This is a genomic window from Pseudomonas sp. C2B4 (genome assembly GCF_013359695.1).
Taxonomy (GTDB): domain Bacteria; phylum Pseudomonadota; class Gammaproteobacteria; order Pseudomonadales; family Pseudomonadaceae; genus Aquipseudomonas.
Window position 1 is genome coordinate 63,364 of the sequence record NZ_JABFMU010000027.1, and the last position, 16,937, is coordinate 80,300.

Sequence of the window (16,937 nt, forward strand, 5' to 3'; positions counted from 1 at the left end):
CCGGTGAAGGGAGGGCAAGTCATGAGTGCGATCAATTCCGCCCGGGAGCCGTTGTTCCGTACAAGCAACATCGGCAAGTCATTCAACTCGGTCAGGGTGCTGGAAGATATCAGCCTAGATATCGGCTATGGAGAAGTGGTGGCGTTGCTGGGGGAAAACGGTGCGGGTAAATCGACCTTTTCCTCGATCGTCGCCGGCGCACTGGCGCCGTCCAAAGGCACGATGTTCCTGGCCGGTGAGCCCTATGCGCCGAGTGGACCGGGGGCTGCGATGGCGCTGGGGATCAACATGATCCATCAGGAAGTCCACCTGCTGCCTGACTTGAGCGTGGCGGAGAACGTTTTCCTCGGTCATCTGCCGACCCGCGACGGCATCATCGACCGCAAGAAGATGTTCCGTGAAACAGAGAAGCAACTGCGGCGCCTGGGCCTGGATATCTCGCCGGACACACCGGTGCGGCAACTGAAGATCGCCGCCCAGCAACTGGTGGAAATCGCCCGGGCCCTGACCCTCAACTCGCGTCTGCTGATTCTCGACGAGCCGACCGCTGCGCTGGGCAAGGATGAAACCGACCTGTTGTTCAAACAGATCGAAGAACTGAAGAGCGAGGGCGTGTCCTTCATCTACATCAGTCATCGCATGGACGAGATCGCCCGGATCGCCGACAAGGTCGTGGTCATGCGCGATGGTCACCTGATCGCACGTCACGACAGCGGCGCGACTGATGTCGGCGTCCTGGTGTCGCAGATGGTGGGGCGCCCGATCGACCGATTGTTTCCGGAGTTGCCGGCCCCGGGGGATGCGGTGGTATTGAGCGTCGAGCAGCTGTCGGACAAGGCCGGGCGCTTTCACGATGTGTCGTTTTCAGTGAAGGCCGGGGAAATTTTCGGCATTGCCGGCATCGTCGGCGCCGGTCGAACGGAGCTGGTCCAGGCGATCGCCGGGTTGAGCGGGTTGAGCCAGGGCAGGGTGATGATGGGGGATCGACCGCTACCGGCCAACAACGTGCTGGCGGCGATCCACGCCGGTGTCGTGCTGATCCCGGAGGACCGCAAATCCGAAGGCGTGGTGCTGAGCCAGACGATTGCCGAGAACCTGGCCTACTGCAACCTGGATAGCCTCAGCTCCTGCGGCGTCATGGCCAATCACCGGGTAGCGGCATTCGCTCGTGAACGCATTGCGGCGCTGGGGATCAAGGGCGTGGCGGGGCAGATGCTCGACAAGTTGTCCGGCGGCAACCAGCAGAAAGTGGTGATCGCCAAATGGATTGCGCGTAACCCCAAGGTCATCATTCTCGATGAGCCGACCCGAGGCATCGACATGGGCGCTCGTGCGGCGATTTACGAGCTGATCATCAATCTCGCAAAAACGGGGGTGTCAGTGATTGTCGTGAGTTCCGACCTGGAGGAAGTCATCGGTCTGTCCCATCGGGTCATGGTCATGGCGCGCGGTTGTTCCCAAGGCATTCTGCATCGGCCGCAGATTGCTCCCGACAGCATCATGACCCTGGCCACCGCGTGATGACGGACATTAACCGAGGAGGATCAAACATGTCGGATCCGTACCAGGCGCTGCCGTATCGCCCCTTTGCCCAATTGCTGGATTTGTCCGGTAAAACCGCCGTCGTCACCGGCGGCAGTAGCGGCATCGGTTTCGCCATCAGTCGGCGCCTGGCCGAAGCAGGGGCCAATGTGCTGATTGGGAGTCTGGCGCCGGAGCGCAGCGGTGAGTTGATCGAGGCTGGATTTCCTGTGGCCTTTCACGCCACCGATGTCCGTCGTCCGAGTGACATCCAAGGGCTGGCGGACACGGCAATCGAGCGTTTCGGTGGCCTGGATATCTGGATCAATAACGCTGGTGTCTACCCGCTCAAGGCGATTGATGATGTCGATGCGGGGTTCTGGGACGGACTTCACGCGATCAATACGCGTGCGGTGTTCCTGGGGGCTCAGGCCGCGCAACGGCAGATGCGCCGGCAGAAACGCGCCGGGGCAATCGTCAATCTGTCGTCGATTTGCGGTCACCGGCCCATGGCCAATCACTGCGCCTATGACGCTTCCAAGGGGGCGGTACTGGCCATGACCCGAAGCCTGGCGAAGGACTTGAGTACCTTCAACATCCGGGTCAATTCGATCTCGCCAGGCTTGACCGCGACACCGGGCAACCTGGAGCCGGAACTGCTCGAGCAGCACCGGCAGAACAACGTGCTGGGCAACATCGCCCTGGGCCGGGCGGCAGAGCCCTGGGAGATCGCCGATGCGGTGCTGTACCTGGTTTCACCGCTGTCGTCCTATGTGACAGGCATCGATTTGCTGGTGGACGGCGGCTGGTTGCTGCACGGAAGTTGAAGCGCAAACAAAGCATTTGAGGGTGAGTTACACGCGCTGATGTCACGCGTCACTTGCCCCGGATATTTAACCCATTCCTTGAACGTTGCGACTTGCAGCGCCGGCACTGGCACGCCTGCGAAACGAGCGCACGTCATGAAAACGGTGTGCAGCGAAAACAGTTTCGCTGCGCACCGGTCACTGAAAACAGCAGGAGAACGACATGAAACTCGCCATGTTCATGCAGCCACTTCATCACAAGGGCTGGGACTATCACGAGATGTACGATCAGGACATCGCTTGTGCCGTCCATGCCGACAGCGTCGGCTTTGATGAGCTTTGGGTCGGTGAGCACACGTCACAACGCACCGAGCCGATTACCAATGCGCTGCAATTTCTGTCCACCCTGATTCCGCTCACCCAACGCATGAAACTGTGCACCGGCGTGCTGAATCTGCCGCACCATTTGCCGGCGCGAATCGCCGCCGATGCCGCGATGTTCGACCACATGTCCAAGGGGCGTTTCATCATGGGCATCGGCCCGGGTGGGCTGGCTTCCGACTTCGAGGTGTACGGCAGCAACGGCAAGGACCGTGGGCAGATGATGGTGGAGTGCTACGAGATGATCCGTGCGATCTGGAACTCGGGCGCACCCTATGATTTTTCCTCGGAGCATTACCAGGTCAGCCTCAAGGACTCGGTGCACCACGAACTGGAGATCGGCTACATGCCGACGCCATTCCAGAAGCCGTTTCCACGGGTGGCAACCACGGCCATGAGTCCGTTTTCCGGCACCGCCAAACTGGCGGGCGCCAAGGATTGGGACCTGATGTCCGCCAACTTCAACCCGACGGCAACGGTGGCGTCCCATTGGCAGGCTTACTGTCAGGGCGCGGAAAGTGCGGGGATCAAGGCCGATGCCAACAATTGGCGCGTGGCCCGTTCGGTGTTCGTTGCCGACTCCCAGGCCCAGGCGGAGGACTACCTGGCGCAAGAGAGTTGCACGCTGCGGCGCTACTTCGACTACATGATCGATAACCTGGCCACCAACCATTACACCAAGATCTTCAAGACCCGCCCCGACATGACCGACGAGGAAGTGACGGTCGACCACTGCATCAAGGAAATGGTGATTTACGGCGACGTCAATTCCGTCACCGAGCAACTGGTCGCGTTCAGTGAGCAGACCGGGCCGTTCGGCACATTGATGACCACGTTCCACGAGTGGGACGACGAAGCGCTGTGGCGGCGCTCGATGCAACTGACCGCGCAGCAGGTCATGCCGCGCCTCAACGACTACATGACACCCCGCTTGAAAGCGCAGTAATCACCCGATTGCGCTGGGCTTGTGTGCGGCCGCATCGCGGATGCGGCCGAAACTTTAGTAATGCGCCTGGACACGACAAATGACTGATTTGACAGATTTCCGCGACAACGCGGATCACGCCTTTGAACTGACAGCGAAAGAGTTGGCTCGCCTGCGGGAAAAAGCCCAGTTCATTCGCCTGGAAACCATCCGGCTGATCGAGATCGCCAAGGTCGGCCACTACACGTCGGTGTTCTCCGCCGCCGAGTTGTTCGCCGCGCTGTATTACGACGTGATGGACTTGCGATTCGCCGAGCCCAAATGGCCCGACCGCGATCGTTTCATGATGGGTAAGGGGCATGCGGCCGTCGGTTTGTTTCCGGTGTTGGTGGAATGGGGCTTCTTCGCCAAGGAAATCCTCGACAACTACACGCGTCTCGGCAATCCGCTGGGCGACCACCCTGATATGCGCAAAGTCCCTGGCGTGGATTTCTCCTCAGGTTCCATCGGTCACGCGCTGTCCGGCGGCCTGGGCATGGCCCTGGCCGGGCGGATGCAGGGCAAGTCGTTCACCACTTACGTGATGCTCGGTGACGGGGAAATGCAGGAAGGGCAAGTGTGGGAAGCGGCGCTGTCGGCGTCCCACCATAAAACCGCAAACCTGGTGGCGATCATCGACCGCAATGGTTATCAGCTCGACGGTAATGTCGACGACGTCATCGGTATCGAGCCGTTGGCGGACAAGTGGATTGCATTCGGTTGGGAAACCCATGTGGTCGATGGCCATGATCTCGCGGCAGTCACCCGCCTGTTGCGACGCCTCAAGGCCGACACGACGCGCACGCAGCCGGTGTGCATCATCGCCAATACGGTCAAGGGCAAAGGGGTTTCCTACATGGAAACCGAGCCGGGTTGGCACCTGGGGTATCTCGATCCCGAGGATGCGCAACGTGCTATCGACGAAATCAAAAGCAAGGTGATCTAACTCATGAATACCGCACCGCTGTCGAACAACTCCTGGCAGTACCGGGAACTGAATAGCCAGACACCAAGCTTGAATGCCCTGTCGGACGCCTTGATCGAACTGGTTGAAAGAGGCGAGCCGATCGTTGCCGGTACTGCTGACCTTCAATACTCCAACGGCCTGTCAAAATTCGCCGAACTGCATCCGGAAAAATTCGTGCAGTTCGGCATTTCCGAACAGAACATGGTGTCTGCCGCCGCCGGCATGGCGGCAGTGGGGATGAAGCCGTTCGTGGCAACCTTTGCGTCCTTCCTGCCATTGCTGTGCTGCGAGCAGATCCGTATGGACGTGGCGTACTCAGCCTTGCCGGTGCGCCTGATCGGCCACCATGCCGGGATTTCCCTGGGCTTCTATGGCACCTCGCACCACGCCACCGAAGACCTGGCGATCATGCGTTCGATTGCCGATATCACGGTGGTTGCTCCCGCCGACGGGAATCAACTCAAGGCGGCGATACTCGCATCAGCCAACTACCCGCAACCGATCTACTTCCGCATTCAGCGCGGCCGTGATCCGGTGGTGTATGAAACCGTTCCCGATTTTGTCTTCGGCAAGGCAACCGTACACCTGACCGGCGATGAACTGACCATCATCGCGACCGGCTCCACGGTTCATCCCGCCCTTGAAGCGGCGCGAGCCTTGAATGCCGCCGGGCGTTCGGTGGGCGTGATCGATATGACCACCATCAAACCGCTGGACCGTGAGGCGGTACTGACCGCGGCGCGCAACAGTCGGTCGATTCTTACCGTTGAAGAACACAACATCATTGGCGGTTTGGGTGGTGCCGTGTGTGAAGTGATCGCGGAGGAGGGCATCGGGGTGAAAGTGCGACGCCATGGAATCTACGACGAGTACAGCCTCATTGCGCCACCGACTCACCTCTATCGGCATTACCGGCTGGATGCGGCGGGTATCGAAAGCGTGGCGCTGGAGGTGCTGGCCTGAACCAGGATATCGGGTGGGAGCGAGCCTGCTCGCGATGGTGTGTCAATCGCCGATGATTTCGCCTGATACATCGATTTCGCGAGCAGGCTCGCTCCCACAGGTCAACCTGATTGACTGATCGGCAGTAACGCCATACCGGTTTACCCCTTTAGGCTTGTTGGGCCTGACGTGCAACGAGGGTCTTCATTGACGATCACCCTGGTTGCACGTTTTTTTATGGATGTGATTTGCCTGGGAAAAGCATTCGCCAGCGCATAAAAAAGCTCACCGAAGTGAGCTTTCAGAACCGCGACAGTCAGCGGTTGTTACCATTGAACGCCGCTGTTTTCGATCCACTGCAAAATCGATTCGCGCTTGGGCTTCCAGCCAAGCAGAGTGCGCGCATTGACCGCTCGTACGCGGCTGTTGGAGCCGATGGCAAAGCGCGCCCAATCCCCAAGCTCGGCGATGGCATCATCCGCCGGCCAGCTTTGAATCTCGCCACCAAAACCAAGGGACTTACTGATGGATGTAGCGATTTCCAGGAACGATGCTTCGCCGTTTTCGGCGAAGAACAACGAAGCCGATGGAGCCTTTTCGATGGCCAGGCGATAGAGCTCTGCCAGATCTTCGATGTGCACGTTGGACCAGCGATGGACCCCGGCCCCCATATAGGCCCCGGCGCGATATTTGCGCGATTGTGCGAACAGCTTGGGCAGTTGATCGCTTTTGGCCGGCAACCCCAACGATTCGCCGTAGATCATGGTCGGGCAAAACACGATGCTGCGAATACCTTGTTCGACACCTGCGCGCCGCACGACCTGGTTGATGTGGACCCGATCCTTGCGGATGTCCATGGGGGTGAATGGCGTCTCGTCGGTGAAGATCTCGGCACGCTCATAAGCACCGCGAGCATCGTCGCCTACAACACTGGAGCCCGAGGTGTGCAGCAGTACTTTGCCGCTGCCGCTCAGGGCGTTGATAAAGGTTTGAACCGAGGCCAGATGATCCGAGTTGGCCGCATTCACCACCGCGTCGGCAGCACGCGCCTGTTCGCTGAGGATAAAAGCGTCATCCAGGGTGCCGAGCACCGGGGTGATGCCCAGCGCGAGCAGCGCACTGCGCTGTTCCGGGTTACGCAGCAGGCCACTGACTTCATGACCCGCATCCACCAGGTATTTGGCAATCGAACCGCCGATGTAACCGGTCACACCCGTAACGAAAATTTTCAATGTTCTGTCTCCTTCGCATCTTGAGTTTGCCCGGCCTTTACTTGAAGCAAAGGCGCGGTCATTCCTGGTCAAGGAATCGCCTCACGATACGATGGGGTCCGCTTATGAGCTAGACTGCTCTAACTACAAGTATCTGTGAATATAGTTCATGCTAAATCTCAAAGACATCAACCGTTCCGGCGAGATGGAAGTGTTCACCCGAGTCGTCAGTGCGGGGACCTTCTCGGAAGCCGCCCGGCGTCTGGACATGTCGCCCTCGGCGGTGAGCAAGTTGATCGCCCGTCTGGAAACGCGACTCGGCGCACGTTTACTTCATCGTTCCACCCGACGCCTCGAGCTCACGGCCGAAGGCGAGCGGTTCAACAATGAGTGCCTGCGGATTCTTGAACTGATTGACTCCGCCGAGCGGGATATTGGCAATGTGGCCAAACCCAGCGGGTTGATTCAGGTCAATGCCAATCTTCCGTTTGGCCTGCATTGCCTGCTGCCGCAATTGCCTGATTTTCTGGCGGCTTACCCGGACATCACCCTGAACGTGGAGCTGACCGATACCGTCGTGGATCTACTGGAACGACGCGCGGATGTCGCGATACGCACCGGACCGATGAAGGAGTCGAGCCTGGTGCAGCGTCGACTGGGTGAAAGCCGAATGATCACGGTGGCATCACCGGCATACATCGCACGCTACGGCCAGCCGAAAACCCTGGATGACCTGCAGCGGCATAATCGGCTGAGCTTTGGTTTTCATCGTCATTCGCAGGCGTGGGTTTATCGCGATGCCGACGGCCAGCGCATCGAAATTGAACCCAAAGGCAATGCCTTGCTCAGTGATGGCGAGAGCATGCGCCAGTCTGCGCTGGCGGGGTTGGGTATCGCTCGACTCGCGAGCTTCCATATCAATGCCGATATCGAGTCGGGGCGCCTGGTGCCGTTGCTGGAGCCATTCAACAGTGGTGAAACCGAGGCGATTCATGCGGTGTTTATCGGCCCGGGACAGCAACTACCCCATCGGGTCAGGGTTTTTATTGATTTTCTGCTGGAGAGAATTGGCCCGCATCTCAAACCTTCATGACGGCAGGTCAAGCCTTCATTTTCAGCGTTTTGTTAAAGCAGTCTTCTGCAACCCTTGAAAGACTTCAGCCCGAGCCTGGGGCAAGATTTGGCACATAACAACAAACAAGGCAGCTTTCATGGATTATCAACTGACGGGCAAAACCGCACTCATCACAGGCGGGGCGACCGGTATTGGCAAGGCCATTGCCCAGCGCTTCATCCTCGAAGGTGCAAGCGTTGTCATTAGCGGGCTCTCGGCGGACGAAGTGAATGCGGCGGTGGAAGAACTGGGCGAGGCCAGCAAGGGCCTGGTTGCCGATCTGACGCAGGACGGGGCGGCGGAGCGCCTGGTCAACATGGCCAAAGAGTCCGGCCCGATCGACTTCCTGATCAATAATGTCGGGATATTCGAGGTCAGGGACTTTTTCGAAACAGACGATGCCCAGTGGTTTCATTACTTCAACGTCAATGTCATGAGCGGTGTACGCATGACTCGCCTTGTGATGAAGGACATGCTCGATCGCGGACAAGGGTCGATCGTGTTTATCAGCAGTGAATCCGCCGTCAAGCCGCAACCGTGGATGGTTCACTACGGTGCGATGAAAACCTGCCTGCTGGGTATTTCCAGGGCACTGGCGGAGTTGACCAAGGGCACTGCGGTGCGCGTCAATTCGATACTGCCCGGGCCTACCTATACCGAGGCAGTCAAGCGCTATCACCGGGAAATCGCGCAAGAGAAGGGCATCTCGGCGCAACAGGTGGTAAACGATTACTTTGACGAAACCGAACCGACCTCCCTGATCAGACGCATGATCGAGCCCGAAGAGGTGGCCTGCAGCGTCCTGCACCTTGCGGCATCGCCGGCACTCAACGGCATGGCCATGCGTATTGAAGGTGGGACCATTCGCTCGATACTTTGATTTGCTGATGAGTGGGTGTGACGACGTGTTTGGTGCTGGCATGTTCCTGTCTATCCCACGGACCCGGTTGTTCCGGCAACCTCAGTGACATTTAAGTGGGCGATGTCATGTGTTCATAAGCAGCTCATGGACCTGAAATTGCCGAATCAATGCTCTCGAAATAAATGCGGCTGTTCATCGATTGATGTTCATAGGCGCCATTACCGGCCCGGCTCGTGGCAGACGCGATCAAAAATGTGTCCACCGAAGCTATTGGTCGCACCGTTGCGATACCGTGACTGCTCAGCGACCGCCACGCCGTCGTCAGTCAGGACGGTGTGGATTTTGTACGGTAACGACTGCACTCTCTGACGTAGAAACCCCCCGCCATTGCGCCTGGTCGCGTAGTCGAAAAACGCAACGTAGGTGAATTACCATGGAGGTGACCCAGCATGTCGTCCAACGGCATCATCGCGCGTTGCCGGAACTCGACCACCATCGCCTCTTCAGAGGCTTTCAGCTTGGCACTACATGGCGTGCCAAGCCCCATCCGAGCATCCCGAGTAGTGGCTCATGATCGCCATTTGATGACGGTTTTCACGTTCAGTTGGTAGCGGGCGGCGAGCTTTCGATTTGACTATTTCGACGCTTGGAGCTCGGCTCGGATTCGCGGCATCGTGCGGGCTGAGCCATGGATACGTCCTTCCAAAATGCATCCTCCTCCTGAGGCGTTAAGGATGCACCACGACTCTCTGGGACTAATCACCTAGAGTGGTATAGGCCAGTGTTGACGCGCTTATGATTAAGCCTGCGAAGGCAAAAACCACCGCATGACAGCCTCGCCGACCTGATGTCTCAGTCGGACCTGAATATCCCGGCACAGGTACGTGCTATGCAGGTACGCTGATTGGGCTGTTACATGAACTGATAGTGAACATGAGGCCTCCAGGGATTTAATCCAGATGGCCTCGTGGGTCGCGGCTGAGGCGCGGAGTGACGAATTCGAATAGCTAAGCTCCGCGTTTGAAGAGGGCATGACTGTTAGATGTTGCGGGAGTGAAGTTCTCTATGCAAGATCTTCCCGAGCCTCGAGTCAGGACTGTTCTGGGATATACTCTTGCATGCTGCTATAAAGCTAGCTACTGCTAAGAGCCAATGTGATTCATCCTTTTTACTACCTAGACGAAAGTGAAGCTCTACCACGTTCTTTAAATTCTTTTTTGATAATGATCGCAATAGCTGCTCGTAATCGGATTGACTCGCGCTAGATAGAATGTTTACCATTTTTTGTGTCAGGTCGTCGCTGGATAGTACGTTTTCGATAACTTCTAGCAGGGTCGCGACTTTTTCTGGCGGTGGCGGTAAAGCTGCCTTAAATTCCTGTAAGCGCTTAGGTGCTCCTTCGGCTCTAAAGTATTCCAGCCGGCTATAGACTTTCGGATCTTCATCCGCGGATTTTAACCAGGCCGATACTAGCTGCTCAGCTGCATCAGAAAGCGTGTGCTGACAAAGCACTGCATAGATTTTTGAAAGCTGGTCAGGCTCAAGTTCGTAAACGTTTGATTTAAGATTTTCAATGTATTCTAATACCGCCCCGTCAGGCAGATCGGGATCCCAATCTATATCCATCATAAAGCTTTCGAAATCAGTGCGAAAATCTATCCTTTTTATATTTGCCTTTAGAGGCTCAAGGACAGTTTTAATATCTTCATGCGCTACCAGACCGAACTTGAAGAAGTCGAGAGTCGCCTCGGTTAATTTGTCTCTACGTACGGCGAGTTTGTTGATTATGGTATTCCATTCTTTGTTGTCGCCTTGATTTTTATTTTCTGCGCTGAAGGTTTGGTTGGCGATATAGTCGAGTGTTATTTCGTGACTAAAGCCACGGAAATGACAGACCCCTATAAATGCCAGTGTCGGGACATAAAGCTCATAGGCCTTTTCAGGCAAATCAGATTGCTTGGAAAAAATCTGGCTAATGGCAGTCAGCGTTTTTCTGATAATTCGAATGTTTTGTATTTTTTGTTGGCAGAAAAAATCCTTCGCTGCCTTCATGAATGGAGCATCAAAGCCTGTAGCTGCGGTATTGAAGCAATCCTCAGGAGACGGATTGAAGACGACCTCCTTGTCTACAACCTTTTCATGAAGGTCGTACCATATTTTCTTGTCCTGTATTTTGTCTGTATTCAAAATAAGCAAGAATCTACAGCCATATTGCTCCGTGTATTCATTGATAAAGCCAAGAATTGAGTCAATTTCAAGGCTTGTATTTTTTCGTTCTATATCATCAATAACTATGATTTTATTTTTTACAAGTTTAGGCAAGGCAATGAGCGCCGCTTCGCTGACGTTCAATCCAATGAATTTCTTCGAAATTTCGCCAAGTGCGGATGCTAAGGTCTCGTGAAAATTGATTTTGCCGCGACTGCCATTTCTCATGCATTCCTGCAAAAGTTTTCGTTTGATGTCGTCTATATTTTTCGCGCCAAACGCTGTGATATTTAGGGAGTCAACATAGTCATTTTTAATGCTGCGCCATAGAAAGGTTTTGCCTGCCCCCCATTTCCCTGAAAGTGCTATCACCTTGTGTTCGGAACCTGATAGTGCTTCGCTCAATGCTTTCGATACTTCTAAGGGTGAAGTGTTCATGCCTACTCCTTTGCAAGCAGTGGATTTTCAGTTCTATAGTCATTTAAAAGCAGGCGTTCAGGCCCTGATGGTGGGCCTAATACATTCAGATGGCATGCGGCAGGAGTTACTTCAGCGATGATGCCAGTCCTTCGGGGCGTGCTGTTCTCCATCACCAAGACGTTGCTCAACGTAGGCTCTCAATCAAAGGGCTAGTCATCTGTTTGATGGAAGGAATTGAGGTACCGATCTGATGCGACCCGATTTCGTCTCCCTGCTTTCGAATGTGAATAGTAATGCTACGGTCATCTTCAACTTTGGCAAAGGCTACCAATCCGTTCTCTAAAGGATGAATTCGCACGTCGTCTTCACCTCCCGGATAATTAACTGCCAGTTGAAAATCGCTTAGAACTGCTACCACTTTCACTACCGTATGTACCCACGAACGATGCTGGCCCGACATGTATGAGCTTCCACTCACCAGTACAACCACCATCATCAACGAACCAAACGAATGGAGCATTGCAGTCGAGGAGGGTCTGGGAATCTTATTTTTTAGGCCCACCATTTCCAGTACGGGGGTGAGCATCTGTAGCGAATTAAGCGTCATCATCTGAATAAATCCCACTATGCTCATCACGATCGCAAAGAAAAGGAGCGCTATGGACGCAACAGTCATCAATGCCGGGATATAGAAGGCGACGATGAGAAAACCGACTGTTACGTCAAAGCTTTGTGGCGGTAAACCTAACGACTCGGAAACAAGCGACCGCGCCATCACCGTGGCGACCAGAAGGACTACAAAATGAAGAAGGGCCACAGCGGTTTTCCCCAGCGTACTTTCCCATGCAGCGCTGACCCATTGAACCGCTGGCATACACCACGAAATGAAACCTCCTATAACTCCGACCGAACCAATTACTACAGCAATGTCCATCGCAACGGCACCGAGCACGCGTGAAAGCACCATTCCCAGCAAGAAAATCGTCACGGAAAAAACATAAAAGAGGTTAGACGCGGATGTTTCGTTGTATTTGCGTTGAATCCAGTCCCGCATGATACCGGTTACTCGCTCTTGGAAATCAGCACGAAGGTTGATGGTCGAGGGGACGTGCGTAGATCGCCTCGAACACTTGAAGAGCCATGATTGCCTCTGCCTGAACTTGACCTCGTTGGAGGACGTGAAGCGTGGTCAGTTCGACTTAGACTGCAGCCGGTACTTGCTTCAGGGAGCGTCCATACCGGGCGACCAGATCAGCCAGTTGCACTTCCCACCCGTTTTTTTTCCGCTCATTCGCCTCTTTACTCCCAAATTCTCAAGTGTCTTGTGCCATCACGCCAGATTCAATCTATGGCGATCTATAAGCGCAACACAAACTGTGTTGGCTACCCGCTTACAAATCCTTCGCGTGCATCATTGCTTCCGCTTCCCGCCGATCGCGTTGGTGATCATTGCCCCACCTACATCGCTGGGATAATGTCTGAATCTGATAATGTTAGCGGAGGCTGGGAATGGATTGGGGCGCTTTGATCAAGATCGCGGCTTCGTTTGGGGTGTCGATCGTAACGGTTGCCACTGCCGGGCGTGCTATCAACAAACTCAAAAGGCACATCGCCGAATATCGAGAGATAACGGCTCCGCAGCCCGCGCAGCCTTATTTGCAACTCGGGTTTCAATGGAGGGGCGACCTGAGACTAAATATGATCCATCCCCCGGAGATCGTTTTCAATATCGGAAATCGTCAAAACAGAATCCTCCACCTCAACAAAATCCAGTGGTGCGCTCCCGTCTACCGGTTGCATTGGGATGCCAAAGGCTCGGACGCTTCAGGACAAACGATTCAACCGGGTCAAGGGCTTACCTTCAAGTTCGACCCTGAAGACACGCTTGAGCCGATCATCGACAGCGGTTTCTGGACACGATATACGTCGCAGATACGCTTGATCTGTGGACTGCGGCTGAGCGTGCAACTGCAAAGCGGTGAGGAACGTAGTATTCCTGCTCCCAGGGTCTTGAAGCTTTATCTGGCCTACCTACACCACTTACCAACCTTGGCTCGGAACTACATCAGATTTCAGTCATTCTTACGCCCCTAGCCAATAAGCGGACCCACGGTGCTCTCGCCGAGTTATGGGCTCGATTAGGTGGCCATATCCGACGTTCCGACTACTGTGGTGGCCCCATTGAAAATCGACCCAGGCTGACACTGAAATCCACCACGGGTGTTCAATATTTGGGTAGACGATCGGGTAGGGGGCGGCTCTCTCTAGTGACACCCGACGCCAAGAACACACCGTTGGACTGCCAGGTGATTAGGCCGTGCGCCTACCTTGTCGAGGAGTTGAAATCGCTTTTGCCTAAATGAGCCGGCCCCCTCGAACACGTAGACCGGAAAGGAGGAGGAGGGTGACGCGTGCTCTTGATCAGTTGATTTGGTCACGGCGAACCTCCTTAACTGTCAAACCGACCCCAGGCTGTCGAGGCACGCTGGGCATTTTCATCGGTTTGCCGTCACGCAGAGGGCGCCGTTCGCTTTGGAAATATTGCACTCATAGACCTCATACAACTGCGCAGAGATACCTACTATCCGTCCGTTTTCAGAGCTGGCTCTTCAGCACGGGGGGCGCTTGAGTCATGTTCGCGATCATTGATGTTGACATAGGCATGCTGAGAACCCTGATTGATATCGGTGGTGTAGAGCTTCAGATGCTCTCCACGGCGGATACCCATTCTCCAGCAGCAATTCAATCATTAGCCAATTGCGCAACTGCAGTCGTTCCGGAAACGGATTCACCGCAGCGCCCGGGACAATCAATGTGCGAATGATCTGGAGTTGCGTATGTGTCAGGCTGCGGTAACGAGTGCGGTCGGGACGAACATTGATGATATGGCTCTTAAACTCGATGTTAGCCAGGTTGGTCTGACGGGCGCGCGGAATGTAACGGGTGGCGCTCCAAGACAGGTACTGCTTCAGCAACCGCAGGTACTGGTCACAGGTACGCGGATCGATCTGCGGAAAAGGTGCCGCTTCGATTCGGGCGGGTACTCGTGGTGGGAAGCTGAAAGGAAAGTTCCGCTCTGACACATGATTTAACATAATATACATTATGCGTAATGATATGTACGGACGTGGGAGCGTCTGGTGGGCAGATTTGAAGCCAGGCGCAGCCCTCGATCACTCTGGTGCAGATCGTACCTGCACCTCTGCGATGTAATCCACAACGAACGGATCCTGAGAACCTTGCTCCTTGTAAAAAACCAATTATGTTGGCCTGCGTCCACCGCAGCAACCTCATCAGTATCGGATCGGAAAATTTCCAGCTGCTCGACTCATACGGATACTGGCTGTTGGTGAACACGTCGCGATATCTCTCGAATGAATCTTCCTGGCTGTTCAGAGCCAAGCCGCTACGAATCAGTCAGACAACCGCATGGAACAACGTCAACAGATCGCGCTTATCTGGGGATTTACGAGTGGTTCTGTCAGTACTTTGCAGATCCCGATGAGCCGCAGTCAACGCTACGGTATCGAGTTTATTAGTCTCGCCCCATTTACCGTGATGCTGGTCCGGCACGGCAATAAAGCTCTTGAGCAGGATTTCCATGCCAATCAACGCATTGACTTGGGCAACGTGGCGGCAGGTTGTGCGCGTCCAGAACCTCAGCAGCTTTCAGGTAATTGCGCGCGTTTTGAAGCATCCGATTTGGAAAGTGCCCCATTGATGTTATTTAATTATAAGTAGCTACTGACGTTGTCACCTTGAGCGATATCTATCAGGTAGCGTTCAGACTGAGTTACCCTCTTCCATTAATAAGAAAAATATATAACTCGACTAAACAACAATTTAGTTGAGTTGGAATATAACTTGCGTTGCATCACTGTCTCGGCAACCTTCTTGCAATATACCGCCCACAAGAATCGACGCTGAACATACGACCGCCAATGATTTGCCCTTCCAGCCCCAAGGATGGCGCACAGCCTGCGGATAGTCACTCTGCCAACTGTGCTTGCGGGAATTGCCACTCACCTTCAAGGATTGGAGTGCGTGGGCGATAGAGTCGCACCATGTAGTTCCAGCCTTTTGTGATCGGCAGGCAATTCGGTGCTTTGCCATCACAGCCACCAAAACGAACCGTCACCGCACCGTCCGCCCCCTTCTTGGCCGTGACGTTGTTTATTGTGTAGGCATTAAACGGATTTTTCTCGTAGTAACCGTGTTCGTTGTAAACGCTGATCGACCAAAACCCGTCGACAGGCACATCATTCACCTTCAGCGTATAGAGGGCTGCACCGTCATTCTTTGGCGGAACGACGTTAAGATAAATCGCATCCCCGGGAGCATTCGCACCCCAGGCCGAAGCAGCACCGATCAGGTACTGAACGGGGTCGACCTGCTCTTTCGTGCCAAAAGCGCGCCGGGTATCGGAAACGGTACTGGCGAGAACCAGAAGCGCATTGCGAAGCTTTTCCTGACTCTGCCTATCCCAATTCGGGATCTCGAACTTGCCGGGACCACCCGGTTGAGAAACCTTTATAGCGTCCTGCAGCCCATGGACCCGCTCGAGATCACCCGGGTCGTTGGGATCCACCAGCGTGCGTACGCCGGCAAGCACGTAACGACTACCTATTTTGTCTTTGTCGAGGCTATGCGCCCCTGCGCCATATTCGGTGGTTGTGTAGTGATCCTCGCTGATGATCTGTAGCGACATGAAGCGTGATCCCGCGTCCGGCAAGGTAATGGTGACGGGGCCCGCATCCAGATCGAAAACGCGGGTCGAGTACAACGTATCCCGATTGCCCCGGATCACCGACTGATGGTCGATTGGCAGGAGTTCGCGCACATGATGCCAACCGCCAAACCCACCGCTGGACACTGAATTATTGAAGTAGCGATCGGTTTCCGCGCGCACGAAATTGTCCACTGTCACCGGTACCGAGTTCTCGGCCAGGCAAACGCCGGTTGAGCAAGTGAGGGCCAGCACTATCCCAAACCGTATTTTCTTCACTGTTTGACGCTCCGTATTTTACTTGCAATCACCTGCACAAAAGCCTGGCGCAGGTGCGCGCCCAAATGCACAAGCGATTGCTTTCAATTCGATAAAGGAATGACCAAAGACAACCGGGTGTTCCACCCCTCTGCCCCATTCTTCGCATCGAACTCATAGTGCCGCTCCTGCATTTTTCATGGTGGCTTGTGCCTACCCCTTACACCCTAGCACCGGCCTCCGCGAGCAGCCCCCCTCTCCCGATGGGGGGCGCGCCGTACCCTGCCCCGCTTCCTAATGCGAATTCCAACTGCCAAAACAACAAACGGAGACCGCAATGAAGATGAATTTTGCCCGGGTCATGGCTCAGGTAGCGCAACGTTATGCCAGTCAGGAAGCGTTGGTGAACGTCGAGCGAAACAGGCGCTTTCGCTTTGATGAATTGCATCGCCTGACCAATCACATTGCCAACGCCCTGCGTTCACGCCTGCATTTGCAGCGCGGCGACACGGCGCTGTGCATTCTGGAAAACGACAACCTATCGTTGCTGCATGCCT

General features: G+C 55.0%; 13 protein-coding genes and 2 pseudogenes. 10 read left to right on the top strand and 5 right to left on the bottom strand.

Going from position 1 to position 16,937, the window contains the following annotated elements; all coding sequences use genetic code 11:
* Window positions 1-21: 21 nt before the first annotated feature.
* From HNQ83_RS17825 to HNQ83_RS17845, 5 genes are all read left to right on the top strand, one after another.
* Entirely contained in the window at window positions 22-1,521 is a 1,500-nt protein-coding gene (locus HNQ83_RS17825) for a sugar ABC transporter ATP-binding protein (RefSeq protein ID WP_175390147.1), read from the top strand.
* Window positions 1,522-1,550: 29 nt separating this feature from the next.
* Window positions 1,551-2,348: an SDR family NAD(P)-dependent oxidoreductase gene (locus HNQ83_RS17830; protein WP_175390148.1), complete on the top strand. Its 798-nt coding sequence runs from the start codon at window positions 1,551-1,553 to the stop codon at window positions 2,346-2,348.
* 202 nt (window positions 2,349-2,550) lie between these two features.
* A complete protein-coding gene (locus HNQ83_RS17835) occupies window positions 2,551-3,654 on the top strand; it encodes an LLM class flavin-dependent oxidoreductase (protein WP_175390149.1) in 1,104 nt (367 codons plus the stop codon).
* A gap of 79 nt (window positions 3,655-3,733) precedes the next feature.
* Window positions 3,734-4,618 carry a transketolase gene (locus HNQ83_RS17840; RefSeq protein WP_175390150.1) on the top strand — a complete coding sequence of 295 codons (885 nt, stop codon included), beginning with the start codon at window positions 3,734-3,736 and terminating at the stop codon, window positions 4,616-4,618.
* Window positions 4,619-4,621: 3 nt separating this feature from the next.
* Window positions 4,622-5,602, top strand: coding sequence for a transketolase family protein (locus tag HNQ83_RS17845; RefSeq protein ID WP_096512036.1), 981 nt, complete (start codon window positions 4,622-4,624; stop codon window positions 5,600-5,602).
* Window positions 5,603-5,907: 305 nt separating this feature from the next.
* On the opposite strand, the gene HNQ83_RS17850 is transcribed toward HNQ83_RS17845, so the two are convergent.
* Window positions 5,908-6,813: an NAD-dependent epimerase/dehydratase family protein gene (locus HNQ83_RS17850; RefSeq protein WP_175390151.1), complete on the bottom strand. Its 906-nt coding sequence runs from the start codon at window positions 6,811-6,813 to the stop codon at window positions 5,908-5,910.
* A gap of 148 nt (window positions 6,814-6,961) precedes the next feature.
* On the opposite strand from HNQ83_RS17850, the gene HNQ83_RS17855 reads away from it, so the two are divergent.
* Window positions 6,962-7,885 (top strand): LysR family transcriptional regulator, encoded by a 924-nt coding sequence (locus tag HNQ83_RS17855; protein ID WP_175390152.1) that lies wholly within the window; start codon window positions 6,962-6,964, stop codon window positions 7,883-7,885.
* 118 nt (window positions 7,886-8,003) lie between these two features.
* Window positions 8,004-8,786 (top strand): SDR family NAD(P)-dependent oxidoreductase, encoded by a 783-nt coding sequence (locus tag HNQ83_RS17860; protein WP_175390153.1) that lies wholly within the window; start codon window positions 8,004-8,006, stop codon window positions 8,784-8,786.
* Window positions 8,787-9,806: 1,020 nt separating this feature from the next.
* Here the strand turns inward: HNQ83_RS17860 and HNQ83_RS17865 are convergent.
* Both HNQ83_RS17865 and HNQ83_RS17870 read right to left on the bottom strand, forming a co-directional pair.
* Window positions 9,807-11,414, bottom strand: a complete 1,608-nt coding sequence (locus HNQ83_RS17865) for a P-loop NTPase fold protein (protein WP_175390154.1) — start codon at window positions 11,412-11,414, stop codon at window positions 9,807-9,809.
* A 166-nt stretch (window positions 11,415-11,580) separates the two neighbouring features.
* Entirely contained in the window at window positions 11,581-12,450 is an 870-nt protein-coding gene (locus HNQ83_RS17870; RefSeq protein WP_175390155.1) for a hypothetical protein, read from the bottom strand.
* 455 nt (window positions 12,451-12,905) lie between these two features.
* Between HNQ83_RS17870 and HNQ83_RS17875 the strand changes: the two genes are divergently transcribed.
* Window positions 12,906-13,490 carry a hypothetical protein gene (locus HNQ83_RS17875; RefSeq protein WP_175390156.1) on the top strand — a complete coding sequence of 195 codons (585 nt, stop codon included), beginning with the start codon at window positions 12,906-12,908 and terminating at the stop codon, window positions 13,488-13,490.
* A gap of 396 nt (window positions 13,491-13,886) precedes the next feature.
* On the opposite strand, the pseudogene HNQ83_RS31670 reads toward HNQ83_RS17875, so the two are convergent.
* Window positions 13,887-14,413, bottom strand: a pseudogene (locus tag HNQ83_RS31670) (site-specific integrase); the annotation flags it as partial.
* Window positions 14,414-14,825: 412 nt separating this feature from the next.
* On the opposite strand from HNQ83_RS31670, the gene HNQ83_RS17885 reads away from it, so the two are divergent.
* Window positions 14,826-15,137: a hypothetical protein gene (locus HNQ83_RS17885; RefSeq protein WP_175390158.1), complete on the top strand. Its 312-nt coding sequence runs from the start codon at window positions 14,826-14,828 to the stop codon at window positions 15,135-15,137.
* A 247-nt stretch (window positions 15,138-15,384) separates the two neighbouring features.
* Here the strand turns inward: HNQ83_RS17885 and HNQ83_RS17890 are convergent, their stop codons facing one another.
* Entirely contained in the window at window positions 15,385-16,401 is a 1,017-nt protein-coding gene (locus HNQ83_RS17890) for a DUF1254 domain-containing protein (RefSeq protein WP_175390159.1), read from the bottom strand.
* Between the two features lie 316 nt (window positions 16,402-16,717).
* Between HNQ83_RS17890 and HNQ83_RS17895 the strand changes: the two are divergent.
* Window positions 16,718-16,937: pseudogene (locus tag HNQ83_RS17895) on the top strand (long-chain fatty acid--CoA ligase); the annotation flags it as partial.

Excerpts from the sequence above, each read along its gene's own strand:
- HNQ83_RS17825 (WP_175390147.1), top strand. The coding sequence starts at position 22 with ATGAGTGCGATCAATTCCGCCCGGGAGCCGTTGTTCCGTACAAGCAAC.
- HNQ83_RS17830 (WP_175390148.1), top strand. The coding sequence starts at position 1,551 with ATGTCGGATCCGTACCAGGCGCTGCCGTATCGCCCCTTTGCCCAATTG.
- HNQ83_RS17835 (WP_175390149.1), top strand. The coding sequence starts at position 2,551 with ATGAAACTCGCCATGTTCATGCAGCCACTTCATCACAAGGGCTGGGAC.
- HNQ83_RS17840 (WP_175390150.1), top strand. The coding sequence starts at position 3,734 with ATGACTGATTTGACAGATTTCCGCGACAACGCGGATCACGCCTTTGAA.
- HNQ83_RS17845 (WP_096512036.1), top strand. The coding sequence starts at position 4,622 with ATGAATACCGCACCGCTGTCGAACAACTCCTGGCAGTACCGGGAACTG.
- HNQ83_RS17855 (WP_175390152.1), top strand. The coding sequence starts at position 6,962 with ATGCTAAATCTCAAAGACATCAACCGTTCCGGCGAGATGGAAGTGTTC.
- HNQ83_RS17860 (WP_175390153.1), top strand. The coding sequence starts at position 8,004 with ATGGATTATCAACTGACGGGCAAAACCGCACTCATCACAGGCGGGGCG.
- HNQ83_RS17865 (WP_175390154.1), bottom strand. The coding sequence starts at position 11,414 with ATGAACACTTCACCCTTAGAAGTATCGAAAGCATTGAGCGAAGCACTA.
- HNQ83_RS17870 (WP_175390155.1), bottom strand. The coding sequence starts at position 12,450 with ATGCGGGACTGGATTCAACGCAAATACAACGAAACATCCGCGTCTAAC.
- HNQ83_RS17875 (WP_175390156.1), top strand. The coding sequence starts at position 12,906 with ATGGATTGGGGCGCTTTGATCAAGATCGCGGCTTCGTTTGGGGTGTCG.
- HNQ83_RS17885 (WP_175390158.1), top strand. The coding sequence starts at position 14,826 with ATGGAACAACGTCAACAGATCGCGCTTATCTGGGGATTTACGAGTGGT.